This window comes from Paenarthrobacter sp. CC6, from assembly GCF_040560085.1.
Lineage (GTDB): Bacteria > Actinomycetota > Actinomycetes > Actinomycetales > Micrococcaceae > Arthrobacter > Arthrobacter nicotinovorans.
Genome location: NZ_JARDAN010000006.1, coordinates 193031 through 217969, shown reverse-complemented (window position 1 = coordinate 217969; position 24939 = coordinate 193031). Strand labels below are relative to the sequence as shown.

The window sequence follows — 24939 nt, the reverse complement described above, 5'->3', positions numbered from 1 at the left end:
TCAGTTCTTAGAGAAAAGGCCACACGTCATGCGTAATGCACAAAAGCCCTCCGGTATGCCCACCCACCGTTACCTGCCGTTCCAGGACCAGATCACGGTCGAGGTCCCGGACCGCACTTGGCCGGACAAGGTCATCACCAAAGCTCCGCGCTGGTGCGCCGTTGACCTGCGGGACGGCAACCAGGCGCTGATCGACCCGATGAGCCCGGCACGCAAGCTGAAGATGTTCCAGCTGCTGGTCAAGATGGGCTACAAGGAAATCGAGGTCGGCTTCCCGTCGGCATCGCAGACGGACTTCGATTTCGTCCGCCAGCTCATCGAGGGCGGCCACATTCCGGACGACGTCACGATCCAGGTATTGACCCAGGCGCGTGAGCACCTGATTGAACGGACCTACGAGTCATTGGTAGGTGCCAAGCAGGCGATCGTCCACCTGTACAACTCCACCTCCGTATTGCAGCGCCGAGTGGTCTTCAACCAGGACGAAGACGGCATCCTGGATATCGCGCTGCAGGGTGCGCGTTTGTGCAAGAAGTACGAAGAGACGCTGACCGACACGCACATCACCTACGAGTACTCGCCGGAGTCCTTCACGGGAACCGAGCTCGAGTATGCTGCACGCGTTTGCAACGCCATCGCCGACGTCTTTGAGGCCTCAGCCGATAAGCAGGTCATCATCAACCTGCCTGCCACGGTGGAAATGGCTACGCCGAACGTCTATGCCGACTCGATCGAGTGGATGCACCGTAATCTGCACCCGCGCGAAGGCATCATCATTTCGCTCCACCCGCACAATGACCGCGGCACGGGAGTTGCTGCAGCCGAACTCGGTTACCTGGCCGGTGCGGACCGTATTGAGGGGTGCCTCTTCGGCAACGGCGAACGCACTGGCAACGTTGACCTGGTCACGCTGGGGTTGAACATGTTCGTGCAAGGCGTTGACCCCATGATCGATTTCTCCGACATTGATGAAATCCGCCGGACAGTGGAGTACTGCAACCAGTTGCCTGTGCCGGAGCGCTCTCCCTACGGTGGCGATCTCGTCTTCACAGCGTTCTCGGGTTCGCACCAGGACGCCATCAAGAAAGGCTTCGAGGCTCTGGAGAAGGACGCCGCCGCTGCCGGCAAGCCCGTGGATGATTTCACCTGGCAGGTGCCCTACCTGCCGATCGATCCCAAGGACCTGGGTCGCAGCTACGAGGCTGTCATCCGCGTCAACTCCCAGTCCGGCAAGGGTGGCGTTGCCTACTTGCTGAAGAACGAGCACAATTTGGACCTGCCGCGGCGTGCCCAGATCGAGTTCTCGGGAGTTATCCAGCGACGCACGGACGCCGTGGGTGGCGAAGTCAGCGGGTCCCAGTTGTGGCAGATCTTCCAGGATGAGTACCTGCCCTCGGACGAAGAGCAGGCCCAGTGGGGCCGTTATACCTTGGGCAGCGTGAGCACCGAGACCGACGAGTCCGGCGCAATGACCATGAATGCGAACCTGCGGATCGAGGGTACTGAGGTTCGGCGCACCGGGCATGGCAACGGTCCCATTGCGGCCCTGTTGGACATACTGCACCAGGACGGCGTCGATGTCCGGGTTCTCGACTACAGCGAGCACGCGTTGTCGGAAGGCGGCAGCGCCAGTGCCGCCGCGTATGTTGAATGCGCCGTCGGAGAGCGTGTCCTGTGGGGAGTGGGAATTGACCCGAGCACCACAACGTCGTCCCTCAAGGCACTGATCTCGGCTGTGAACAGGGCCGTTCGGGACGCCCAGGCCTAGGCCCCGGCCGTGTGGTGACAGGAAACTCTGTCACCACACGGTCCGGCAACCGTCCCGGGTCCAGGCATAGTGCGAAGATTAGATGTGGCCAATCCATCGTTTGCAGCCCGGTCCTACCGGGACGATGCCGTGGTTCTCCGTACCCACAAGCTGGGCGAGGCGGATCGCATTATTACCTTGCTGACCAAGCACCATGGGCAGGTCCGTGCCGTGGCAAAAGGGGTCCGCAGGACCAGCAGCCGTTTCGGCGCGAGGCTTGAGCCCTTCATGGTGGCCGACCTTCAGCTGGTATCCGGCCGCACGTTGGACATCGTCACCCAAGCAGTGGCGAAAGGTGCCTACGGAAGCAGCATTGCTGCCGACTACGGCAGATTTACGGTGGCTGCCGCCATGACGGAGACAGCAGAAAAGCTGACCGACGCAGACACGGAATCGGGCACGGCCCAATACAACCTTCTGGTAGGTGCGCTGGCGGCCCTGAGCCGTTCGGACCACCCTCCGGAGTTGATCCTGGATTCCTATCTTCTGCGCGCGTTGGCCACGGGAGGCTGGGCCCCCAGCTTCACGGCCTGTGCACGGTGCGGTAAACCGGGACCCCACACAGCATTTGCTGCTCCGGTGGGCGGAATGGTCTGCGGCGACTGCAGGCCACCCGGATCACCGGCGCCGGCGGCTGAGACCGTGGTACTCCTGGGCGCTTTGTTGACAGGCAACTGGGAGGTCGCGGACGTTTCCGACCCGCGGCACCGCAGGGAAGCCGCCGGGCTGGTGGCGAGTTACCTGCAATGGCATTTGGAACGGGCCTTGAAATCACTCAAACACGTGGAGCGAAGCTGACAGTGGCACTTGGAAAGAAAAGCAAGACAACAGCGGCAAGGACTGCGCCGGTCGTCGCTCCTTACGGGCATCCATCCGGAGCGGTGCCGCCAGCAATTCCAAGTGAGCTTATCCCGCAGCACGTGGCCATCGTCATGGATGGCAATGGCCGATGGGCGAACCAGCGTGGATTGCCACGGATCGAGGGACACAAGGCCGGCGAACCTGCCCTCCTTGATGTGATGGCCGGAGCCATCGAACTGGGGATCAAGTACGTCAGCGTCTACGCTTTTTCTACAGAGAACTGGCGCCGTTCGCCCGAGGAAGTCCGCTTCCTCATGGGATTTAACAAGGATGTGTTAAGGCGGCAGCGGAACCAGCTGGACGACTGGGGCGTCCGGATCCGGTGGGCCGGCCGGCGACCGCGGCTTTGGGGTTCGGTCATCAAGGAACTCGAAGAGGCCGAGGAATACACCAAGGGCAATGACACCTGTACCTTGACCATGTGTGTTAATTACGGCGGGCGGGCCGAGATTGCCGATGCCGTATCGGCCATTGCGCAGGACGTCGCAGCCGGCCGCTTGAAGCCTGGCTCTGTCTCGGAGAAGACCATACAGAGGTATCTGGACGAGCCCGATCTCCCGGACGTGGATCTCTTCCTCCGGAGTTCGGGGGAGCAGCGACTGTCCAACTTCCTGCTCTGGCAGTCCGCCTACGCGGAGTTCGTCTTCATGGACACCCTGTGGCCTGATGTGGACCGGCGCACCTTGTGGGACGCCGTCGAAATCTACGCCAAACGGGACAGACGCTACGGCGGGGCCGTCGATGCTGCCCCGGCAGCGGAATAGCACACGTGGGCTACATCAATACGGGTAGGCAGCCAGCCAGACGGCGACGTCCCGGTACGCCTGCTGCCGGACAGTGCGACGGGACAGGAAGACGTCGTGGAGCGCACCCGGATACCGGAACACTGCTGTCCGCCGGGCAAGGCCGAGAGCACGCCGGGAGGTCTGTTCGACGTCGATGACGGCGTCTGCGCGCATAAGGTCCGAGGTCCATTCCGCCTGAATCCTGGTGCGACCAGACAGGAGAACCAGGACAGGTGCGTCAATGTTCAGCTTGCGCTCCACTGCCGCGTGCCCCGCCAGTACTGCCTTGGTCCAACCGGCGCGAATGGGGAAGGACGTGCGCGGACGCCAGACCGGGTCCAACATCCATTCGCCGTGTGCCTCATTGCTGACGCTCTCCCAGTACGCCGGCATTTCCGGGAAGCGGAAGGGTCGTTTCGGGTCCGTGCGGGCAAAAGGTTCCACCAGGTGCATGGCGATGCTGCGGACGAGGCTGCTGCCCTGGAGTTCCAGCCAGGGGGAGTTAAGTACGAGGGTGCCGACCTTGCCCGGGTTGCGGTCGGCCCAGAGTGCCGCGATCAGCCCGCCAAGGGAGTGGGCAATCACGTGGATCGTAGGCGGAACAGGGTTGTTGGTCCGTTCTGCCACATCTGCTTCAATCGCCCGGAGGGCCGCGGACAGGTCTTCGTCGTAGACACCGAGATCCGAGGTGTAGCCGGGGGTTTGTCCCGGGAGCAGGCTTCTGCCGAATTTGCGGAGGTCCAGGGCATAGAACATAAAACCAGACGCGGTAAGGTACTCGGCCAGCTCGGTTTGGAGGAAGTAGTCTGCCCACCCGTGGAGGTAGAGCACCGCTCGCGGCGCCCCGCCGGACTCGGGCGGAGTACGGCGCTTTCTTTTTGCGAAGGTCGTCAGGAAGTCGAGGATTCCGTGCGGGGCGGTGTCCCCGGTGGGTGGCGAGTGCCGCACCAAGGTGGCTTTGACCGGGCCCTCTTCGTCAGTCCCCAAGGGCAAATCCAGGCTCTCGTAGTTGTGGCCCAGTACATCCGGCCCCCACTGTATTCCGGCGTTACCTGTAGCCGTCATGCATCCCCCTTCTGTTGGTGTTCCATGCTGTGGTGTTCCTGGGCCGGGTGCTCCGGCACGGTGGTTTCCGGCACGGTGGTTTCCGGCACGGTGGTTTCCGGCACGCTGCCTTGCGGGCCGCCATAGCGCATGTATCCACTGATCCAGCGGCCCAGCCTCGCATAAGCGTCCTGCCGCACTGCAGGTGCCGAAAGGAAGACATCGTGGAGCCCGCCATCAATGCGTTCCAGGGTGACTGTCCGGCCCAGTGCCATGGCCCGGAGGGCGATAATGCCGACATCCAAGACGGCATCGGAGCGACGCATCGATTCCTGCCACACCATGCCATTGGCGCTGGCCGCAGATGTAAGGACCAAGACCGGCATCTGCAGGTTCAACCCTTGCGATACCAGCGCATGGCCCGCGAAGACGGCGCTGAGCCAGCCTGCCCGGACAGGGAAGGCAAGCGGGGGCCGGTACTTCTCGTCCAGCGCCCATTCACCCTCGGCGCTGCTGCTGATGCTCCGGAAGTAGAAGCCTCTCTCCGGCAGCCTCAGTATGGTTTCAGGACGAAGTTTGGCCAAGGGAGCCAGCACAGTGTGGACGGCACGACGAACCAACGAATGACCGTGCATTTCCAGCCATGGACTGTCGAGGACCAGGAACTGAAGTTCGTCCTGGTGCCGGCTTGCCCACAGCGCTGCAATCAATCCGCCGGTTGAGTGTCCCATCAAGGTCAGACTGCCCGGAGGGACGCCGGCACGGTCAGCACGGATGAGTTCCAGGGCTCCGTCGATTTCGGCGTCGTAGTAGGCCAAGTCAGCCACGTAGCCACCCGGGCTGTCCGATCGAAGACTTCGTCCGTGGTTGTGCATGTCAAGGGCATAGAAGTCGTAACCCTGGCCCGCCCAGAACCGGGCCAACTCCGTATTGAAGAAGTAGTCGCTCCAACCGTGCAGGAACAGGACGGCACCATAGGGGGCGTTTCCAGCCCCCGGACCTTCGTGCGGCCGGGCAGGCAGTTCCGCCCTGTGACGGATCAGAGTGGCGCGGCGGACGACGCCGTCAGGCCCTGCCGCCTCAAAACTGCAGGATTGAAAGTCCTTTCCCAGGATGTCAGGGGTCCACTCCATGGCCCTAGCTTAGACACTGGCGGCGGCTTCCCGCCCCGCGGCCCTCCCGCTGAAGAGACAGCCGCCGAGGAAGGTTCCTTCCAGGGCACGGTACCCGTGGATGCCGCCTCCGCCGAACCCCGCCGCCTCGCCGGCAGCGTAGAGGCCCGCTATGGCATGACCGTCATCGTTGAGCACCCTGGACTTCAGATCCGTCTGGAGGCCGCCAAGGCTCTTTCTGGTGAGGACGGACAGGCGGATGGCTATCAAGGGGCCGTGAGTCGGGTCCGTCAGACGGTGCGGGGGCGCGACGCGCATCAATTTATCCGTGGCAAATCGCCGTGCAGCCCTGATTGCCGCGAGTTGGGGGTCCTTTCCCAAGCCGCTGGACACTTGGCGGTCACGTGCTTGGACCAGGGCCTCAAGGGACCCGGCATTGATCAGCTGGTTGCCGGTTAGTTTGTTCATCCCTGCAGCGAGTTCCCGCACCGAGGCGGCCTGGATGAAGTCTTCGCCCTTGTCCAGGAAACGCTGGATGGGGGAGTCGGCGCCGGGTTTCAGGCGTGAAGCCAACAGACGGACATCCTTGCCTGTCAGATCCGGGTTCTGTTCCGATCCGGACAGGGCAAGCTCCTTGAGCGCGATGGTCCGATTAAGGACAAACCAGGAATACCCGTGGTTGGTCGCGACAATGTGGCGCAAAGCGCCCAGCGAATCGAAGCCGGGAAACAGCGGGGCGGGCAGCTGGGCTCCGGTGGCGTCCAGCCACAGGGACGACGGGCCCGGAAGGATGCGGATGCCGTGCTGTGGCCAGACGGGATCATAATTGCGGATTCCCTCCGGGTAGTGCCACATCCTGTCACCGTTGATCAACGAGCCACCCGCTGTCGCTACCGCCGGAAGGAACCCGCCGTCCACTGACGCGGGCACACCGCTGAGCATCTCCGCAGGCGCCTTTCCCCCCGGCCATTGCCGCCTGACAACCTCATGGTTGCCGCCGATCCCTCCGGTGGTCACCACCACCGCCCCCGCATTCACTTCGAAGTCTCCGACGGTGACCCGGGACGATGCCTGACCCCGCACCGCCGTCGACTGTTCCAGGACCTGGCCGGCCACGCCGGTGACCTTTCCCGCCGTCGTCGTCAGGGCTGCGGCGCGGTGCCTGAAGCACATCCGCACCTTTCCCGCGGCCACACCCTCCTGCACTTTGGCCAGGAAGGGTTGGACGAGCGCCGGACCTGTTCCCCACGTGACGTGGAAGCGGGGCACCGTATTGCCATGACCCTGTGGTCCGTAGCCTCCCCGCTCCGCCCACTGGACCAATGGAAAGATGCCGACGCCCAGGCTCCTGAGCCAACTCCTCTTCTCGCCGGCTGCGAAGTTGACATAGGCCTCGGCCCAGGCCCGCGCCTGCGTATCGGCGGGCCGGTCGAAAGCGGCGGAGGCGAACCAGTCAGACAACGCGAGCTCGGTACTGTCCTTGACGCCGAGCCTGCGCTGTTCCGGGGTGTCGACCATGAAGAGGCCGCCGAAGGACCAGTGGGCCTGACCGCCGAGCGAGGCTTCCGGCTCTTGGTCCAGCACGATGACGCTCTTTCCGGCGGCATACGCTGTGGCAGCGGCCACGAGCCCCGACAGGCCGGCGCCGACTACTGCGATGTCGGCAGTCATTGGCTGATGTTCATGATGTGCGTCACTATCTACCGGCGGCATGCGTACATGCTAGCGGCTTCCATGGTCACGGGTTTGGCGAGTTGTCCCGGAACGGCAAAACTAGGATCATGCGTGTTTACCCCACATTCTTCAAGTTGGCCTTTTCCTGGATGGATGCCGAGAAGGCCCACAAGATCGGTTTCCAGGGAATCCGGCTTGCCCACCGTTCGGGCGCCGGTCGGATCCTGGCAAAGCTGACTGCGCCTGATGCCTCCTTGAGGACGGAGGCGTTGGGCCTCACTTTTCCGTCGCCGTTCGGTTTGGCCGCCGGCTTCGACAAGGAAGGCCACGGCATTGAGGCCCTGTCCGAGCTCGGTTTCGGCCATGTGGAAGTTGGCACCATCACCGGTCAAGCTCAGCCGGGCAACGAGAAGCCCCGGCTGTTCCGCCTGATCGAGGACCGCGCTGTTATCAACCGCATGGGATTCAACAACGACGGCGCCGCGGCAGTTGCGCCGCGGCTTAAGTCGGCACGGGCTGCTTTGCAAAGGCAGTACCGTGACACACGGCCAATCATCGGGGTCAACATCGGCAAGACCAAGGTAGTGGAGCTGGAGGACGCCACTGAGGACTACCTGGTGAGTGCAAGGACCCTGGCTCCGGCGGCGGATTATCTGGTGGTCAACGTCAGCTCACCGAACACGCCTGGCCTCCGTCTGTTGCAGAACGTCGAAACCCTCCGCCCGCTCCTGAGGGCCGTCGGCGACGCCGCCGATGAGTCCGCGGGGCGGCATGTGCCGCTGCTCGTCAAGATTGCTCCGGACCTGTCCGATGAAGACATTGACGATGTCGCCCGCCTGGCGTTGGACCTTAAGCTTGATGGCATCATTGCCACCAACACCACGATTTCCAGGGGCGGCCTCATGTCTGATCCCGCAAAGGTTGATGCCCTCGGTGCCGGTGGATTGTCCGGGGCGCCCCTCAAGCAGCGCTCCCTGGAGGTTCTGCGCCGCCTCAAGGAAGCGGTCGGCGATCAGCTCGTTCTCATCGCTGTTGGTGGCGTAGAGACACCCCGCGATGTGCAGGACCGGCTGGATGCCGGAGCAACCTTGGTGCAGGGATACACGGCCTTCCTCTATGAAGGTCCGTTCTGGGTTTCCCGCATCAACAAGGGCCTGGTAAAGCTCCGCAAGCGGTCATCCCGCTAAAGCGCAAAAGCAGGAGACCCCGGACCAATGGTCCGGGGTCTCCTTTTGAATGGTGTGGCTACTAGGCCGGGTACTGCCCGCGCTTCACCTGTGGCTTGGGCAGGCGAAGCTTGCGGAACTGGAGCGCACGCATGCAGCCGTACCAAACGGATCCGCGCTCAACCTCGCCGAATTTTGCTGTCAGCTGTTTGCGGAGCTTGCGCGACAGGATGAACACGTCAACGAAGACTGCGAGGAACATGATCCAGAAGCCGACAAGGACGTAGCTGATGCCGGCGCTGGTGGGCGGAATGATCAGCGAGATCACGACGAACAGCAAAGCTCCGAACATGAGGTATTCGCCCAGGCTGAAACGGGCATCGACGTAGTCGCGCACGTACCGCTTCTGGGGTCCCTTGTCCCGTAGGGGGAGGAACTTCTCGTCACCGGTGTCCAGGGCCTGGCGCATTTTCTGGCGCTGGTCCTGAATTGCCACCCTTTCCGCAGCCTTCGAGGCCTTGCGGTCGGTGGGCACCAGGGGGCGTTTCCGGGCTGCTTCCTGGGCCTTCCGCTTGGGCGTAGGGGTGCCCTTACCGGCACCCGGTCCCGGGGCGGTGGCGTAGGCCTGGTCTACTACTGACTGAGCGCTGGGCTCTTCCTTTTTACGTCCGAACACCCATACAGAATACCCTCGGCGAGGTGGCGCACGTTACCTCGTGGGAGGTTGGCCGGGGTTATGGGTCCGGTCAGCCCGGCCTTGCATCCCGCGGGGGCTTGTTACCCGGAGGTAAAGTGTGGGCCATGACTTCAGCGCATGCGGAGAACCCGCAGAACAAGCAACAGCACTCCGGCGACATCCCGGTCGAGGAACTGGAGAAGGCGGTCAACGAGGCCTTCAACTCCACCATGGATTCCCTGAAGAACCTGGTGTCCATTCCCGGCATTGCATGGCCCAGCTTCGACCCCAATGAACTCGATCGAAGTGCCGAGGCCGTATCTTCCCTGGTACAGGCCGCCGGCATGCCGGACGTCCGTATCCTGAGGTGCAACAAAGCCGACGGTACCCCCGGCGGCCCTGCCGTCGTCGCCCGTCGACCCGCCGCGGACGGCAAGCCCACCATCCTTCTGTACGCCCACCACGACGTACAGCCGCCGGGTAACCGGGATCTGTGGACCTCTGAGCCCTTTATGGCGGAAGAACGGGACGGCCGTCTGTACGGGCGCGGTGCGGCCGATGACAAAGCAGGCATCATGGCCCACCTGGCTGCTTACAGCGCCGTCAGCGAAGTTCTTGGCGAAAAGTTCGGCCTCGGCGTGACCTTCTTCTTCGAGGGCGAGGAAGAGGCGGGCTCGCCCACTTTCCGCACCTTCCTTGAGGAACACCAGGAGCTGCTCCGTTCGGACGTCATCGTGGTGGCCGATTCGAGCAACTGGAAAGTGGGTGTTCCGGCCCTGACTACCAGCCTCCGTGGCTTGGTGGACGGCACGTTCGAAGTCCGCGTCCTGGACCACGCCGTCCACTCAGGGATGTTCGGTGGGCCGGTTCTGGACGCTCCTACGCTTCTGTCACGCCTGATCGCCACACTCCACGACGACGACGGCAACGTGGCAGTCGCCGGGCTGGTGGGGCGTGATGACGTGGTGGTCGACCTCACCGAAGAGGACTACCGCGCCGACGCGTCAGTGCTCGACGGCGTGCGGCTCGCCGGGAGCGGGACCATCGGTTCGCGCCTCTGGACCAAGCCGGCGTTGTCCATCATCGGCATGGATGTACCGGCCGTCGACGTGGCCTCCAACACCTTGATTCCCGCAGCACGTGCCAAATTCAGCATGCGCCTGGCCCCTGGCCAGGACCCCGAAGCTGCCATGGACGCTTTGAAGAACCACGTTGAGTCGAGGGCGCCATTCGGAGCCAAGGTGACATTTACGCCGGGGGAGCGCGGGAACGCCTTCAGCACCGACACGACCTCATCTGCCGCCCGTGTCGCTTTGTGGGCCTTGGAACAGTCCTGGGGCGTGCAGCCGGTGGAAATGGGAATCGGCGGGTCCATTCCCTTCATTGCCGACCTCCTGGAAATGTATCCGGACGTCCAGATCCTGGTGACAGGGGTGGAAGATCCCGATTCCCGCGCGCATAGCGCCAACGAATCCCTCCACATCGGCGACTTCCGCCACGCAGTGTTGGCTGAAGCGTTGATGCTTGCACGTCTGAATGCCGAGGGGCTGGGGGCTTAGTCCCTGTTTAGCAGGGAACAAGGAAATGCTGTCAGTGGTTACGTCTGGAGTTATAGCAAAGCGTCTGCGCGACGTAGCATTAGCTATAACCCGTATGTAATTGGGTAAGGGCAGGCAGCGTCCCGGCGCCGCCTCCAGAAGCTTCATAAGAAGGTAGGCCAATGAGCACTGCAACCAACGAAAACAGCACCGGAACACAGGTCGTCACCAGTGACGAACTGCCCACGCACGAGGTCAATCTGACCGACGTCGCAGCAGGCAAGGTCCGCAGCCTCCTCGAACAGGAAGGGCGCACCGATCTTCGGCTGCGCGTTGCAGTCCAGCCTGGCGGATGCTCCGGCTTGATCTACCAGCTCTACTTTGACGAGCGCATGCTCGACGGAGACGCTGTGCGTGACTACGACGGTGTCGAGGTCATCGTGGACAAGATGAGTGTCCCTTACCTCAGCGGTGCAAGCATCGACTTTGAAGACACCATTTCGAAGCAGGGCTTCACCATTGACAACCCGAACGCCGGCGGGTCTTGCGCCTGCGGTGATTCGTTCCACTGATGTGAGCCATCGCCGCATGTCGGCGCCCCTCCGGGCCGCTTCAAAAGCGTTCGGAGCCACGGCGCTGACATGTGCGCGAAAACCGCCTGATAGCGGTAAGCTCTACATCGGGTAGTAAAACTTTTAGTGTGCCCGGTGAGCCTTCGGCCTGCCGGGAGACAGCAACAAGAGGAAGGGCCGTCTGTGAGTTCGCAGAACCGAACCGGCAGCCGACGCATAAAGATCACCTCGATCACTGGCTTGGCACTCGCCGGCGCGTTGGTTTTGACCGGATGTTCACCAGAGGTAGAGAAGGGTTGGCTGCCTACAGAGCGCGGCACGACCAACCACACTGACCGGATCATGGACCTCTGGGTCAACTCATGGATCGCCGCCTTGGCAGTCGGTATCATCACGTGGGGCCTCCTGGTCTGGTGCATCATTGCTTACCGTCGCCGTAAGGGCACCACGGGATTCCCCAAGCAGCTCAGCTATAACCTGCCGCTCGAGGTCTTCTACTTGACCATCCCGCTGTTCATGGTGCTGGTGTTCTTCTACTTCACCGACCAGGACCAGCGCGCGATCGACGATCGTTCACAGCCTGCAGATGTCGTTGTTGATGTCCGCGGAAAGCAGTGGGCCTGGGACTTCAACTACAAGCAGGGCCAGGTCATCTCCGAGGACCTCCACGAAGCCGGCGTTCAGGCTCACCTGACGGGCGCCGAAGTGGACAAGGAACTGCTCCCCACCCTGTACTTGCCGGTTGGCAAGTCCGTGGACCTGGAGCTGAACTCCCGCGATGTCATTCACTCCTTCTGGGTTCCCGCCTTCCTTCAGAAGCGCGACATGATCCCCGGCAAGACGAACTACATCCGGTTCACTCCCACCAAGGAGGGCACCTTCGATGGAAAGTGCGCCGAACTCTGCGGTGAATATCACTCCGAAATGCTCTTCCGCGTCAAGGTTGTCTCCGAGTCTGAGTTCAAGGCCCACATGGACAAGCTCCGCCAGGATGGCAACACGGGCCTGCTCGGTGCGGAATACGACCGCAATCCGAACCTGAACGAAAAGTAAGGGGAGCGACGTGGCTACTTACACTCAATCCGCCGGGACCCTTGAGGCTCCCGTAGTTCCTAAATCCAAGGGACGCATTGTCGTCAACTGGATCACCTCCACGGACCACAAGACCATCGGGTACATGTACCTCATTGCGTCGTTCGTGTTCTTCTGCCTCGGTGGCGTCATGGCGCTCCTGATCCGTGCAGAACTGTTCGAGCCGGGCATGCAGATCCTGCAGACCAAAGAGCAGTACAACCAGATGTTCACGATGCACGGCACCGTGATGCTGCTGATGTTCGCAACCCCGCTGTTCGCCGGCTTCGCCAACGTCATCATGCCGTTGCAGATTGGTGCCCCGGACGTTGCGTTCCCGCGTCTGAACGCCCTGGCGTTCTGGTTCTTCCTCTTCGGCTCCACCATCGCCGTATCCGGCTTCATCACCCCGCAGGGTGCTGCCAGCTTCGGTTGGTTCGCTTACGCACCGTTGTCGAATACGACATTCAGTCCGGGTGTCGGTGGTGACCTGTGGGTCTTCGGGCTCGCGCTCTCCGGTTTCGGAACCATCCTTGGTGCCGTCAACTTCATCACCACCATCATCTGCATGCGCGCTCCGGGCATGACCATGTGGCGTATGCCGATCTTCACCTGGAACACCCTGGTGACGGCAATCCTCGTCCTCATGGCCTTCCCGCCGCTTGCAGCTGCACTCTTCGCCCTTGGCGCTGACCGCCGCTTTGGTGCCCACATCTTCGATCCCGAAAACGGCGGTGCCGTCCTCTGGCAGCACCTGTTCTGGTTCTTCGGCCACCCCGAGGTGTACATCATCGCCCTGCCGTTCTTCGGTATCGTTTCCGAGATCTTCCCGGTCTTCAGCCGGAAGCCGATTTTCGGTTACAAGGGCCTTGTCTACGCAACCATCGCCATTGCAGCTCTGTCCGTGACCGTGTGGGCCCACCACATGTACGTGACCGGTTCCGTCCTGCTTCCGTTCTTCGCTTTCATGACGATGCTGATCGCAGTACCGACGGGCGTGAAGTTCTTCAACTGGATCGGCACCTTGTGGCAAGGATCCATCACGTTCGAGACGCCTATGCTCTGGAGCATCGGCTTCCTGGTGACGTTCCTCTTCGGTGGCCTGACGGGCATCATCCTGGCATCGCCGCCGCTGGACTTCCACGTTTCCGACTCCTACTTCGTGGTCGCCCACTTCCACTACGTGGTCTTCGGTACCGTCGTGTTCGCCATGTTCGCCGGCTTCTATTTCTGGTGGCCCAAGTGGACCGGCAAGATGCTGAACGAACGTCTCGGGAAGATCCACTTCTGGCTGCTGTTCCTCGGCTTCCACGGCACGTTCCTGATCCAGCACTGGCTGGGTGTTGAAGGTATGCCGCGTCGCTACGCCGACTACATGCCGCAGGACAACTTCACGTGGATGAACCAGTTCTCCACTATTTCCTCCTTCGTCCTGGGCGCTTCGCTGCTGCCGTTCTTCTGGAACGTCTACATCACGTGGCGCAGCAACAAGAAGGTTGAAGTAGATGACCCGTGGGGCTTTGGTGCTTCGCTGGAATGGGCAACCTCGTGCCCGCCGCCGCGCCACAACTTCACTTCCTTGCCCCGTATTCGCTCCGAACGCCCGGCCCTGGATCTCCACCACCCGGAGTTGGCCCAGGTGCACACCGCCGAGGCTCCGTCACCCGCAGCAGCAGTTCTGGGTAACGCCGACCAGAGGGACGTCAGCAAATGAAAATTGAATCGTGGCTCTTCGGAGCCGGAGTCTTCTTCTTCGTACCCGTAGCGATTGCGTACGGCTTCCTGACCGAATGGTCCGAGTGGGTTGGCGTGCTCGGCATCCTGCTCGTAGGTGGCCTCGCAGGCATGATCGGTGCTTACCTTGGCTTCACAGGCAAGCGCATCGGAATGCGCCCGGAGGACCGTCCTGACGCAGAGATCCACGAGGGTGCGGGGGAGCAGGGTCACTTCAGCCCCTGGAGCTGGTGGCCCCTGGTTCTTGGCCTCTCGTGTGCAGGTGGATTCCTCGGCTTGGCCGTAGGTTTCTGGGTAACCTACGTGGCCGGTGGCCTGGCCATCGTTGCCTTGATCGGCTGGGTCTTCGAATACAGCCGCGGCGACCACGCCCACTAGCAGTTCCAGAACGGCAATAAGGATGGGCCCTACCAAAAGGTGGGGCCCATCCTTATTTGTGTATTCAGGGTTCTTTTTCGCGTCCGGCATCCCCGTGTGATGGGTGATCCGCGCGCAACGTAGCCTCAGCGGGCCTCAGGAGCCTCCAGGACGGAGGAAAGAGCAGCAAGGGCATTCCGTGCCGTCCAGAGAGTTTGAGAGTCCGTGAGCGCATCGGGGGCGACCTCAAGAAGAACTTCACATCCGTGGCCGAAGTCCTCCGTCATGACCTCGAGCAGAGATCGGGCGTCGACCGGCTTGCCGTCTGTCTTCCGGATTGTCACGGGCAGTCCTGTCTCCGTGACGGCACGGACAAAAACTGCTGCCGCGCGGGCATGAAGGCCGATCTCAGCGGCGACTAAGGCTTTCTGCTGCGGCAAGCCAGCTCCTTTGCTACGGCGGTTTACTCCGCCAGGAAATGATCCATACAAGAGTAGCCGCCATCCCGTGAAGCCCACCAGTTCAATGTCCGCTGGTCTAGACCTGTGGCTGTCTGTCTTATCCTTGAAACATGACTCAATTGCTGGATTTCTGCTGTGGCTGACGCAGCCGGCATTGCTGGCGAGATTGACCGTTCCAGCAGCACGCCCATCTACATTCAACTGCGTGAAATCCTTCGTACCTTCATTGGGCAGTCGTGTCCGCCGGGCTCGGCCCTTCCTTCCGAACGGGATCTCTCGGAGCGTTTTGGCCTGGCACGCATGACTGTTCGACAGGCAATCGACGCGCTGGTCGGCGAAGAAGTCATAGAGCGCGTCGTAGGCTTGGGAACTTTCGTGAGGAAGCCCAAGCTGGACCTTCAGGTGAAGCTGACCTCCTACAGCGAGGAAATGCAGCGGCGCGGCATGGTCCCGGCAGCCAAGGTTCTGAGTTTTGAACAGATTGCAGCCAGTGCGTTTCTGGCGCGGGAACTGCAGCTTGACGAGGGAACGCCCCTGGTTCGGTTCCGGCGGCTTCTCCTGGCCGATAACGAGCCCATGAGCGTGGACGAGAACTTCATTCCGGCACACCGCGTTCCAGGACTTCTCGATGAGGCCCCGCCAACGTCGCTGTACAACGTTCTGAGCGAACGGTATGGCCTGGTCATGGAGTGGGGGGAGGACATGATCGAGGCAACGGCTGCGTCACCGTCCACTGCAAGGTTGCTGAACGTGGACGTCGGATCGCCGCTGCTGAAGATCCAGCGCCATGCCTTCGTTGCGCGCGCAATGGTGGACTATTCCGTCTCCTACTACCGTGCGGACAGGTACAAGCTGTGGGTTCCCTTGCAGCGGCCCGGAGTGCGTCCTACGCGCAACTATGCATCGGGATACCGGACCACCCAGTAGAGCTTGCCCGGCGCGCCGTCGGGTGGCTGTTGGGTAGCCCTCGGGTGGCTGTCGGGTGGGCCTCCGCACCATCGGTGTGGGACTGGACATCCGACCCCTTCCAGCGTTCTTTGAGATCCAACAACAGAAGGGGCACAGTCCGCATGGACTGTGCCCCTTCTGTTGTCGAGGTCCGGGCCGTTAGTGGCTCAGGCTCTTTTGCTCGTCGGCCGCTTCGATGGCCTCGTGGTGGCCATGTGCGTGCGCGGCTTCAAGTTCCGCAGGCGTTGCCGGAGCAACGCGGTCTTCGAAGAACCAGCGGGAAAGCGCTGCACGGCGCTTTTCCTTGCGGGTTACTACGCCATGCTCGTTCGGCTGCGCCGGCAGGGGAGCCGGTGATTCGAAGCCTACGAGCTTGTAGCGCTTGTACTCGTCCAGGGGTGCGTGGACTTCGATGAACTCGCCGTGCGGGAGCCGAACGATACGTCCGGTTTCGCGACCGTGGAGTGCAATTTCGCGGTCCTTGCGCTGGAGAGCCAGGGCAATTCGCTTGGTGACGATGAAGGCGATGATCGGGCCGATGAAGAACAGCGTCCGCAACCAGTACGTCACGTCATTCAGTGACACGTGGAAGTGAGTGGCAATGAGGTCCGAGCCGGCCGCGGCCCACATAACGCAGTACCAAGTGAAACCGGCCACGCCGATCGCAGTGCGGGTGGGTGCATTGCGGGGGCGGTCCAGAACGTGGTGTTCACGGTTGTCCTTGGTGACCCAGCGTTCGATCCATGGGTACATGAACAGAACGGTGAAGATGATTCCCGCAGGAACCAGGGCCGGAAGAAGCACGTTCAGCGTGAGCGTGTGTCCAAAGACGATCCACTCGAAGTGGAAGTTGTTGATGACACCCGGCATAAGGCGAAGGGCGCCGTCGACGAATCCGATGTACCAGTCAGGCTGGGTGCCGGCCGAGACAGGGGAGGGGTCGTAAGGCCCGTAGTTCCAGATCGGGTTGATGGTGAACGCTGCCGCCATGAGCGCCAGAACACCGAACACGATGAAGAAGAAGCCACCGGCCTTGGCTGCGTAAACCGGGCCGAGGGGGTAACCGACGACGTTGCCGTCGTTGCGGCCCGGGCCAGGGTACTGCGTGTGCTTGTGGACAACCACCATGAAGAGGTGGATCACGATCATCAGCAGGATGAGGGCGGGCACCAGGAGGATGTGGAGCACATACAGGCGGCCGATGATGGCCGTACCCGGGAACTCCCCACCGAAGAGGAAGAAGGAGATGTACGTTCCGATGACCGGAATCGACTTGATCACGCCGTCGATGATGCGCAGGCCGTTACCGGACAGCAGGTCATCGGGGAGGGAGTAACCGGTGAAGCCGGCAGCCATGGCGAGGATCAGCAGGACGCCGCCCACAACCCAGTTCATTTCGCGGGGCTTGCGGAAAGCGCCCGTGAAGAAGACACGCAGCATGTGAACGCCGAGGGATGCCACGAACAGCAGTGCTGCCCAGTGGTGTACTTGGCGCATGAAGAGACCGCCACGGACATCGAACGAGATGTTCAGCGACGAGTTGTAGGCAACAGACATTTCGACGTTGTACAACGGCGTGTAGGAACCCTGGTAATGGGTTTCTGCCATGGACGGATCGAAGAAGAAGGTCAGGAAGGTACCCGACATCAGCAGGATGACAAAGGAATACAGCGCCACCTCACCGAACATGAACGACCAGTGGTCAGGGAAGACCTTCCGGCCGAACTCGCGCAGGATGCCGGAGCCGCCAACACGCTCGTCTACAAAGTTGGTGAAACTACCAACCTTGGTCTTCGGAACGAAGGGGGCTTCAGCTGTTGATGAGGCGCTCATGCTCGTCACGCTCCCAGTAACTCGGTCCTACAGGTTCTCTGAAGTCGCTGGTAGCGACGAGGTAGCCCTCTGCATCAACCGCGATAGGCAGCTGGGGAAGCGGACGGCTGGCCGGCCCGAAGATGACCTTGCATTCCTGCGTGAGGTCAAAGGTGGACTGGTGGCACGGGCACAGAAGGTGGTGCGTCTGCTGCTCGTAAAGAGCGACAGGGCATCCGACGTGCGTGCAGATCTTGGAGTAAGCAACGATTCCGTTGTAGCTCCAGCTCTCGCGTCCCTCGGAAGGATTCAGCGAGTTCGGGTCCAGGCGCATCAAGAGGACAACGGCCTTGGCCTTCTCGTTCAACTTGCCCTCGTGGAGCTCGTTGAGGCCCTCGGGGATAACGTGGAAGGCCGAGCCGATGGTGACATCCGAGGCCTTGATGGGTGTGCCATCGGGGTCGCGGGTCAGGCGCTTGAGCTTGCCGCCCTCCGGAGCCCACATGGTGTGCGCCAGAGCCTTGTCAGGACGCGGACCCAAGTCGCCAAAGATGGCGAGAGCGGGCAGGGGAGCCAAAGCGACAGCACCAAGAAGGGTGTTGCGGATCAGCGGGCGGCGCTTGATGCCGGTCTCCTCGACGATGTCGTCGACGATGCGCACAGCTGCCTGGCGGTCCTCTTCGGTACGGATAGCGTGGCGCTCTTCAGAGACTTCGTGATCGGGCATCAGGGCCTTGGCCCAGTGCACGATGCCGGTGCCGATACCGAGCATCGCGAAGGCCGTGCCGAGGCCCAGAAGAAGGTTCTGGGTGCGGATGGTTGCAATGGTGGTGTCGTCGCCAAGGTCAATGGCGAAGTACGCCACCAGGAAGACCAGCGTTCCGATGACGGAGGTGCCAAACAGAATGGCTACCTGACGCTCGGCGCGCTTTGCGGCTACCGGGTCCGTGTCAGCCAGGCGCAAACGATGCGGAGGGAGTCCAGGATCCTGGAACTTCTCCACCTCATTCTGACCAGCCGTAGCTACGGTGCCCGAGTGGTTCGGACTGCCGTCACTATGGTTGCCCATAATTCGCCTCATCCTTCTCTCGTTGTCTCGGCCGGGGCCGAGTTATTTTCAGTTTCAAACTGCTGATCGTGCAGCAGAAGTTTTCGTTGCTTCGCGATCAGGACGTGCGGGACGTCAGCCAGATCGTGAATGCGATGATGACACCCAAGCCGGCAACCCACACGAACAGGCCTTCGGAGACCGGGCCGAGGGATCCAAGGTCAGCGCCACCCGGCGAACCATTGGCTTCAATGGTCTTCAGGAAGGTGATGATGTCGCGCTTGTCTTCAGGGGTGACGTTCGAGTCGTTGAACACGGGCATGTTCTGCGGGCCCGTGGCCATTGCCTCATAAATGTGCTGTGAGCTGACGCCTGCAAGAGCCGGAGCGAACTTGCCTCGTGTCAGGGCTCCACCAGCAGCAGCTGCGTTGTGGCACATGGCGCAGTTGACGCGGAAGAGTTCGCCACCCTTGGCAGCGTCTCCCTTGCCATCGAGGAGGTGTTCCTCGGGAATGGCCGGACCTGCGCCGAGGGATGCAACGTAGGCAGAGAGCTGCTTGGTCTGCTCTTCATTGAACTGGGCGGGCTTCTGCTGGGCCTGCGGGCCGTTCATCTGCATGGGCATACGACCGGTACCAACCTGGAAGTCAACCGCAGCAGCACCCACGCCGACCAGCGAGGGGCCGTCCTGGGTTCCGCTGGCACCCATGCCGTGGCAGGTGGCGCAGTTGGCGGCGAAAAGCTTGCCGCCTTCTTCTACGTCACTGGCGCTGTAGCTTGTGGTGTCGGCCTTGGCCTGGTTGACAGATGTGGCAACGGCGTACAGCCCACCAGTGAGGAGGAGGCCCATCAATAGCAGCGCTATGGCTGCCAGTGGGTGACGTCGCTTCTGCGAGAGTGCCTTCACGTGGTGGTTCCTTTATTCGATCCTGCGTCGGCTCCGTGAGCCGCTTCTTGAAATTCTGCCTCTTGTAGAAAAAGAGTCAAGCCGGGCTTACTTGAGGACGTAGATGACCAGGAAGAGGCCAATCCAAACAACGTCAACGAAGTGCCAGTAGTACGAGGTGACGATTGCCGACGTCGCTTCAAAGTGTCCGAACTTCTTGGCCGCAAACGCACGGCCGATGATGAACAGGAAAGCGATCAGGCCGCCGATGACGTGGAGGCCGTGGAAGCCCGTGGTCATGTAGAAGGCGGAGCCGTAGGCATTGGAGGACAGGGATACGTGCTCGGATACGAGCATGGCGTATTCCGTCGTCTGCCCGGCAACGAAGAAGGCACCCATGATGAAGGTGAGGGTAAACCATTCGGTCATGCCCCAGCGGGTGAACTGCAAGAGCCCGCCGGTGCGGCGGGGTTCGAGCCGCTCGGCGGCAAAGACGCCCATCTGGCAAGTAAAGGAACTTGCCACAAGGACGATGGTGTTGACGAGCGCAAACGGGAAGTTGAGCTTGGCCGTCTCCTCGGCCCACATCAGTCCTGATGTGGAGCGCAGGGTGAAGTACATGGCAAAGAGGCCGGCGAAGAACATCAACTCACTGGACAGCCAAACTACGGTTCCAACAGAAACCAGGTTAGGGCGGTTCAGCGTCGGGTGCGCCGGGGTACTGGGGGCATGGGTCGCAGATGTCACAAGGACATTATGTCTGTAAAAGTCCAGAGTTCCCAATGCAAACCACCGATTCGGGAGACTTTTTCTACAAAGACGCGAAATCGCGCGGAAAAGTTCCCGGCGTGGTTCACATTGGTCATCGGCGTGGCTGGCTCGATAGCATCAGGGAGTGACTTCTCCGGCATCGGCACCTGCAGCCAGCAATACCTGGCCAGGGCTCATCTCAGCACTGATCAACGGCGACGACCTTGCAGTGGACAACACAGCGTGGGCCATGAACACGATCATGTCCGGAGAAGCTACTCCATCGCAGATTGCAGGCTTCCTGGTGGCCTTGCGGGCCAAGGGCGAGACCGTTGAGGAGCTTGCTGGTCTGGTGGAGGCCATGGTCCAGCATGCCAATCCCATTTCGATCTCCGGTGAAAAGCTGGACATCGTTGGAACCGGCGGGGACCGCCTCAACACTGTGAATATCTCCACAATGGCGGCACTGGTGGCTGCGGGCGCCGGAGCCAAGGTTGTAAAGCACGGCAACCGGGCTGCTTCATCGACCTCGGGCTCGGCGGATGTCCTGGAGGCACTCGGTGTGCGCCTCGATCTGTCCATCGACCAGGTGGCGCGCAACGCGGAAGAGGCCGGAATCACGTTCTGCTTTGCTCAAGTCTTCCACCCCTCGTTCAGGCACACGGCAGTCCCTCGGCGGGAATTGGCCGTTCCTACGGCGTTCAACTTCCTGGGTCCCATGACCAACCCCGCACACGTCCAGGCATCTGCCGTGGGCGTGGCGAATGCGCGGATGGCGCCCCTTGTTGCCGGCGTGCTGGCCCGCCGCGGTAGCCGCGGCCTTGTGTTCCGTGGAGATGACGGGCTTGATGAACTTACGCCAACGGGGCCATCCACGGTGTGGGAGATCAGGGACGGTTCCGTGACAGAAGAGGTGTTCACACCTGCCGAGCTCGGTATCAAACCGTCCACCGTAGCGGACCTCCGTGGTGGGGATGCCACGGTGAATGCAGGCGTCGTACGCGAAGTGCTTGACGGCAAGCCCGGTCCCGTCAGGGACGCGGTGCTCCTCAACGCAGCTGCAGGGTTGGTGGCATTCGATCTCCACGCTGACGGAAGCCTGCTGGACCGGATGCGGGCTGCCTTCGGCAGGGCAACTGAGTCCATTGATGCCGGGTTGGCTGCCGGAGTGCTGGCCAAATGGACGGCCCTCAGCCAAAGCTGATTTGGCTCACGTTCTTCCCGTGCCCAGGCTCAGTCCTTATTCAAAACCGAGGGCAAATGCGGCGTCCAGGTCATGCTGTGAGTAGGCGCGGAACGCAATGTGCGTGGTGGTATGGACCACTGAAGGCACCTTGGACAAGCGATCTGCAATGACGTCCGCAAGATCCTCGTGCTTGGACACCCGGGCAACAGCGATGAGGTCCCATTCGCCGGTGACTGAATAGACCTCGCTGATGCCTTGAATGGCCGAGATTTGTTCGGCGGTTTCCGGGATGCGTGAGGCATCGGTGTTGATCAGGACAAAAGCGGTGATCACGTGGGGCCTTTCCGGAAAAGCATCGTTGCGGACGCTTCCCAGCCTAGTGCATGCGGTGGTTGGAGGATCGGATCAGGCCCGGCGTTGCCGGCTTGCCGACACCCGACGGACCAACGCAATCACCGCACGGAAGCCAAGCAGGAAAACACCCAGACTGATCAGCGCAACTATGACAAACGGCAGGACGACGGTTTGTCCCGTCACGGCCCTCAACATCATGCCGACGATCACGGCCGCGAGCCACACGGCCACCCCGGATGGCCAGACGGCGAATGGCGCACGCCACACCCGCAGGACAAGCCAGCCGAGCAACGCGCCCACCAGAAAGGGCCATGCTGTGATGAAGGCGCCGGAGATGATGTCTCCGCGGGCATGGGCGTCACGGCCGATCGCAGCGAACACGAGAATCAGCACAAGATCGGCGGCCGCGGCTGTAAGCCAGGATTTCGAGGTTGAAAGCATGATCCTGACAATATCGGGGGAGGAGGGCCACCGCGAAGTTGAGCGTTCCCCGAAAGTCGGTGTGCGGTGGACACTTGCGTGTAGTGCACTGCTGAGGCGACGATGACCGGGAGGGGCCGACAGCAGGCCGCGCTCCGGGAGGTCGAATGAAACTGCTCCAGGTGGCCCAGCACGCCGGCGATCTGCAGCGGGCAGCTGCCTTCTACTCGGCACTGTTGGGCTCGGAACCGAAGGCGCTGTTCGACCCTCCCGGACTTCTGTTTTTCGATGTTGGCGGCGTGCGGCTGCTTCTGGAGGAGGCCGCGCCCTCATCCCTCTTGTATCTGGAGGTAGGTGACCTCCACGGCTTGGTGTCAGGTCTTAAGGAGCGCGGCGTCCGGGTCATATCTGAACCCCACATGATTTTCGCCCACGAAGACGACCTTTTGGGTCCTGCGGAGTCGGAGGAGTGGATGGCGTTCATCGAGGACAGCGAAGGCAATACGGTAGGGCTGGTCAGTCGGGTCAGGCCGGCGGGCGACTGACCTGGATTGGATGGTGCGCCCCCCTGTTGCGACACTGTGCGGTGGGACCGGCGTGCCAGTCTCCACCCGCCGTCGGGCATTGTTTGGACGAAACGGGGCTATTAGCCTCGTGTGGGGACGATCGGTTCCCAAGACCTTTGGAAGGTTGGCAGGATGCAGAAGATTTCCACTTGTTTGTGGTTCGACGGCCAAGCGGGGGAGGCGGCGGAGTTCTACACGTCGACGTTCGCAAATGCGTCCATGGGGCAGCCAATGCCGGGTCCCGATGGCACGGTCATCATGGTCGGATTCGAAATCGGGGGCCGGGAGTTCATGGCATTGAACGGAAGGCCGGGACTTGGCTTCACCGAGGCCATCTCCTTGGTTGTGAACTGCGAAAACCAAGATGAGGTGGATAGATACTGGGACGCGCTGGTTGATGGGGGAGAGGAGGGCCGGTGCGGGTGGCTCAAAGACAAGTTCGGTGTCTCCTGGCAAATCATCCCGACCGCAATGCCCGAGTTTTTGAACGGTCCGGATGAGGCCGGATCCCGCCGTGCCATGGAGGCCATGATGACGATGGGAAAACTTGACCTGGCGGTGCTGAAAAAGGCCTACGACGGAGACTAGAAAGTTTGGGGGACAGGCGCCTCTGGGCGCTGTTAGCATTGCCGCACGGTGACGTGCGCACCCTTCATAACCATGAGGAGAACTGACTGATGACCACCCGCCTCAATCCATACATCTCGTTCCTCGACAACGCCAGGGACGCAATCAATTTCTATGAGTCCGTCTTCGGCGGCGAATTGACTCTTAGCACCTTCGGGGACTTCCAGGCCAGCCAAGACCCTGCGGAAGCCGATAAGGTCATGCACGCCCAATTGACGACGCCGAACGGCCTGACGCTGATGGCGGCAGATACGCCCAACGGCATGGAGTACAACCCGGGTAACAACATGTCTGTCTCCTTGAGTGGTGAAGCTGCGGACGATGCGGAGCTGCGCGGCTACTGGGAGAAACTTGTCGACGGCGGCACGGTCACCGTGCCGCTCGAGAGCGCTCCGTGGGGCGACACCTTCGGCATGTGCGTGGACAGGTTTGGCATCGCATGGTTGGTCAACATCGCCGGGGAACAACAGGCCCAATAGCGCCACTCTCCATGCCCGCTACGGCCATGCCGTAGCGGGCCGCGACAGGGATGCCCGTCCGGATAACCGGACGGGCATCCTTTTTGATTGCTGCTCCGGATGCGACTGACTCGCTTGTCACATAGTCAGTTGATAAAGTCACGAAAGTCGCAGGGTTGTCATAAACGAGACAACACTGTCAAGTAAATAACGGGCTAACTCATTGTAACTGAGGCACTTGAAGCTTGTTTGGATAGTCCCGCGGTGATAGCGTTTCGCTGGCTGGACATATGGGGGATTCGGCAAGCGTTTGGCTAAGACTTTTAGCGGCCCAATCATCACTTGAAATTCTTCATTAACCCAGGGGAAGCAAATGAGAAGAACTATTGCGACAATTGTGCTCGCAGGAACTGTCATGTTCGCTGGAGCCACGTCCTCCATGGCCAGTACCTACCCGGCGCCCGGCAATGAGCAGGGAACCGTTTCGGACGGCACGATCGATCGTGGTGAAACGATCACCTTTTCCGGCGGCGGATACATCCCAGGCGAGACTGTCAACGTTAGTTTCGAGAAGAGAGGTGGCCCGCGGGGGAGCGCCCCAGCCAACTTCGGCGTCATCGCCGACGGCAATGGCACCATCTCCACAAACATAACCTTCGACAACGCCGGCAATTACATGATTTCCGCCGTCGGTGCCACATCCGGCAATATTCGTTCGGCGCGCGTGGCAGTGAATAACGGCAACCACGGACGCGGAAATAATGGCAATGGCAAGGGCGGCTCTGATTTCGTTGCTGTCTCCAGTGTTACTGATGCTGGAGCGGCAGTTGGTGTGGCGGACTCGAGTGCCGACTCCGGCATGGTCATATGGGGGCTGGTTGGTGCCGGTGTGCTGGCGGCGTCCGTGGTGGTCGTGCGTCGTCGTGCGGGTACCAGTACGACAGATTAGAAGACTTTCATAACGCGGGGTGGGTGTTCCTTGAGGGATCACCCACCCTGATCACTTTCAACATTGGAGTGAATTCC

Annotated in this window: 26 protein-coding genes; 15 read left to right on the top strand and 11 right to left on the bottom strand. The window is 61.4% G+C overall.

Annotated features, from left to right (window positions below; translation table 11 throughout):
* Positions 1-28: 28 nt before the first annotated feature.
* The 3 genes from leuA (at position 29) to PV760_RS05810 (ending at position 3432) form a co-directional block, all read left to right on the top strand.
* Entirely contained in the window at positions 29-1768 is a 1740-nt protein-coding gene (gene leuA, locus PV760_RS05820; RefSeq protein ID WP_026267156.1) for a 2-isopropylmalate synthase, read from the top strand.
* 84 nt (positions 1769-1852) lie between these two features.
* Entirely contained in the window at positions 1853-2605 is a 753-nt protein-coding gene (gene recO / locus PV760_RS05815; protein ID WP_018777694.1) for a DNA repair protein RecO, read from the top strand.
* A 2-nt stretch (positions 2606-2607) separates the two neighbouring features.
* Positions 2608-3432, top strand: coding sequence for an isoprenyl transferase (locus PV760_RS05810; RefSeq protein WP_026267155.1), 825 nt, complete (start codon positions 2608-2610; stop codon positions 3430-3432).
* Between the two features lie 15 nt (positions 3433-3447).
* Here PV760_RS05810 and PV760_RS05805 read toward each other — a convergent pair whose 3' ends face one another.
* The 3 genes from PV760_RS05805 to PV760_RS05795 are packed head-to-tail and all read right to left on the bottom strand — an operon-like array spanning position 3448 to position 7280.
* Positions 3448-4518, bottom strand: a complete 1071-nt coding sequence (locus PV760_RS05805) for an alpha/beta hydrolase (protein ID WP_018777692.1) — start codon at positions 4516-4518, stop codon at positions 3448-3450.
* A complete protein-coding gene (locus PV760_RS05800) occupies positions 4515-5630 on the bottom strand; it encodes an alpha/beta hydrolase (protein ID WP_039241325.1) in 1116 nt (371 codons plus the stop codon). The genes PV760_RS05805 and PV760_RS05800 overlap by 4 nt, the downstream gene beginning before the upstream one ends.
* A 9-nt stretch (positions 5631-5639) precedes the next feature.
* On the bottom strand, positions 5640-7280 hold the full coding sequence (locus tag PV760_RS05795; protein ID WP_193590576.1) for an FAD-binding dehydrogenase: 1641 nt from the start codon (positions 7278-7280) through the stop codon (positions 5640-5642).
* A 110-nt stretch (positions 7281-7390) separates the two neighbouring features.
* On the opposite strand from PV760_RS05795, the gene PV760_RS05790 reads away from it, so the two are divergent.
* The gene (locus PV760_RS05790) at positions 7391-8470 is read left to right on the top strand and encodes a quinone-dependent dihydroorotate dehydrogenase (protein ID WP_039241323.1); all 1080 of its coding nucleotides are present in this window, start codon (positions 7391-7393) and stop codon (positions 8468-8470) included.
* A 61-nt stretch (positions 8471-8531) separates the two neighbouring features.
* Here the strand turns inward: PV760_RS05790 and PV760_RS05785 are convergent, their stop codons facing one another.
* Positions 8532-9125, bottom strand: a complete 594-nt coding sequence (locus tag PV760_RS05785) for a DUF3043 domain-containing protein (RefSeq protein WP_039241322.1) — start codon at positions 9123-9125, stop codon at positions 8532-8534.
* A 125-nt stretch (positions 9126-9250) separates the two neighbouring features.
* On the opposite strand from PV760_RS05785, the gene PV760_RS05780 reads away from it, so the two are divergent.
* From PV760_RS05780 to PV760_RS05760, 5 genes are all read left to right on the top strand, one after another.
* Entirely contained in the window at positions 9251-10684 is a 1434-nt protein-coding gene (locus PV760_RS05780; protein ID WP_039241486.1) for a dipeptidase, read from the top strand.
* A gap of 161 nt (positions 10685-10845) precedes the next feature.
* Positions 10846-11235, top strand: coding sequence for a HesB/IscA family protein (locus PV760_RS05775; protein WP_018777686.1), 390 nt, complete (start codon positions 10846-10848; stop codon positions 11233-11235).
* A gap of 183 nt (positions 11236-11418) precedes the next feature.
* On the top strand, positions 11419-12288 hold the full coding sequence (gene ctaC, locus PV760_RS05770) for an aa3-type cytochrome oxidase subunit II (RefSeq protein ID WP_018777685.1): 870 nt from the start codon (positions 11419-11421) through the stop codon (positions 12286-12288).
* A gap of 10 nt (positions 12289-12298) precedes the next feature.
* Positions 12299-14020 carry an aa3-type cytochrome oxidase subunit I gene (ctaD, locus tag PV760_RS05765; RefSeq protein WP_018777684.1) on the top strand — a complete coding sequence of 574 codons (1722 nt, stop codon included), beginning with the start codon at positions 12299-12301 and terminating at the stop codon, positions 14018-14020.
* Entirely contained in the window at positions 14017-14418 is a 402-nt protein-coding gene (locus tag PV760_RS05760; RefSeq protein WP_018777683.1) for a cytochrome c oxidase subunit 4, read from the top strand. The genes ctaD and PV760_RS05760 overlap by 4 nt, the downstream gene beginning before the upstream one ends.
* Positions 14419-14543: 125 nt before the next feature.
* Here PV760_RS05760 and PV760_RS05755 read toward each other — a convergent pair whose 3' ends face one another.
* Positions 14544-14837, bottom strand: a complete 294-nt coding sequence (locus PV760_RS05755) for an HPr family phosphocarrier protein (protein WP_018777682.1) — start codon at positions 14835-14837, stop codon at positions 14544-14546.
* 156 nt (positions 14838-14993) lie between these two features.
* Between PV760_RS05755 and PV760_RS05750 the strand changes: the two genes are divergently transcribed.
* The gene (locus PV760_RS05750; RefSeq protein ID WP_018777681.1) at positions 14994-15785 is read left to right on the top strand and encodes a GntR family transcriptional regulator; all 792 of its coding nucleotides are present in this window, start codon (positions 14994-14996) and stop codon (positions 15783-15785) included.
* Positions 15786-15965: 180 nt separating this feature from the next.
* Here the strand turns inward: PV760_RS05750 and qcrB are convergent, their stop codons facing one another.
* From qcrB to ctaE, 4 genes are all read right to left on the bottom strand, one after another.
* Positions 15966-17639 (bottom strand): cytochrome bc1 complex cytochrome b subunit, encoded by a 1674-nt coding sequence (qcrB, locus tag PV760_RS05745; RefSeq protein WP_018777680.1) that lies wholly within the window; start codon positions 17637-17639, stop codon positions 15966-15968.
* The gene (gene qcrA, locus PV760_RS05740) at positions 17617-18687 is read right to left on the bottom strand and encodes a cytochrome bc1 complex Rieske iron-sulfur subunit (protein WP_018777679.1); all 1071 of its coding nucleotides are present in this window, start codon (positions 18685-18687) and stop codon (positions 17617-17619) included. The genes qcrB and qcrA overlap by 23 nt, the downstream gene beginning before the upstream one ends.
* 97 nt (positions 18688-18784) lie before the next feature.
* Entirely contained in the window at positions 18785-19573 is a 789-nt protein-coding gene (qcrC, locus tag PV760_RS05735) for a cytochrome bc1 complex diheme cytochrome c subunit (protein ID WP_018777678.1), read from the bottom strand.
* Positions 19574-19660: 87 nt separating this feature from the next.
* Positions 19661-20299 carry an aa3-type cytochrome oxidase subunit III gene (gene ctaE, locus PV760_RS05730; protein WP_079581410.1) on the bottom strand — a complete coding sequence of 213 codons (639 nt, stop codon included), beginning with the start codon at positions 20297-20299 and terminating at the stop codon, positions 19661-19663.
* A 148-nt stretch (positions 20300-20447) separates the two neighbouring features.
* Here ctaE and trpD point away from each other — a divergent pair, with 148 nt between their 5' ends.
* The gene (gene trpD / locus PV760_RS05725; protein WP_064722171.1) at positions 20448-21506 is read left to right on the top strand and encodes an anthranilate phosphoribosyltransferase; all 1059 of its coding nucleotides are present in this window, start codon (positions 20448-20450) and stop codon (positions 21504-21506) included.
* Positions 21507-21542: 36 nt separating this feature from the next.
* Here the strand turns inward: trpD and PV760_RS05720 are convergent, their stop codons facing one another.
* Together PV760_RS05720 and PV760_RS05715 are read right to left on the bottom strand one after the other, a co-directional pair.
* Positions 21543-21821 (bottom strand): Lrp/AsnC family transcriptional regulator, encoded by a 279-nt coding sequence (locus PV760_RS05720; RefSeq protein WP_354627338.1) that lies wholly within the window; start codon positions 21819-21821, stop codon positions 21543-21545.
* Positions 21822-21893: 72 nt separating this feature from the next.
* Positions 21894-22283, bottom strand: a complete 390-nt coding sequence (locus tag PV760_RS05715) for a DUF3054 domain-containing protein (RefSeq protein ID WP_018777674.1) — start codon at positions 22281-22283, stop codon at positions 21894-21896.
* A 146-nt stretch (positions 22284-22429) separates the two neighbouring features.
* Here PV760_RS05715 and PV760_RS05710 point away from each other — a divergent pair, with 146 nt between their 5' ends.
* From PV760_RS05710 to PV760_RS05695, 4 genes are all read left to right on the top strand, one after another.
* Complete coding sequence (locus PV760_RS05710; protein WP_018777673.1) at positions 22430-22807, top strand: VOC family protein; 378 nt, start codon at positions 22430-22432, stop codon at positions 22805-22807.
* Between the two features lie 153 nt (positions 22808-22960).
* Positions 22961-23416, top strand: a complete 456-nt coding sequence (locus PV760_RS05705; RefSeq protein ID WP_018777672.1) for a VOC family protein — start codon at positions 22961-22963, stop codon at positions 23414-23416.
* A gap of 89 nt (positions 23417-23505) precedes the next feature.
* Positions 23506-23934 carry a VOC family protein gene (locus PV760_RS05700; RefSeq protein ID WP_189075541.1) on the top strand — a complete coding sequence of 143 codons (429 nt, stop codon included), beginning with the start codon at positions 23506-23508 and terminating at the stop codon, positions 23932-23934.
* A 418-nt stretch (positions 23935-24352) separates the two neighbouring features.
* Complete coding sequence (locus PV760_RS05695) at positions 24353-24862, top strand: hypothetical protein (protein ID WP_354627336.1); 510 nt, start codon at positions 24353-24355, stop codon at positions 24860-24862.
* Positions 24863-24939: the final 77 nt, after the last annotated feature.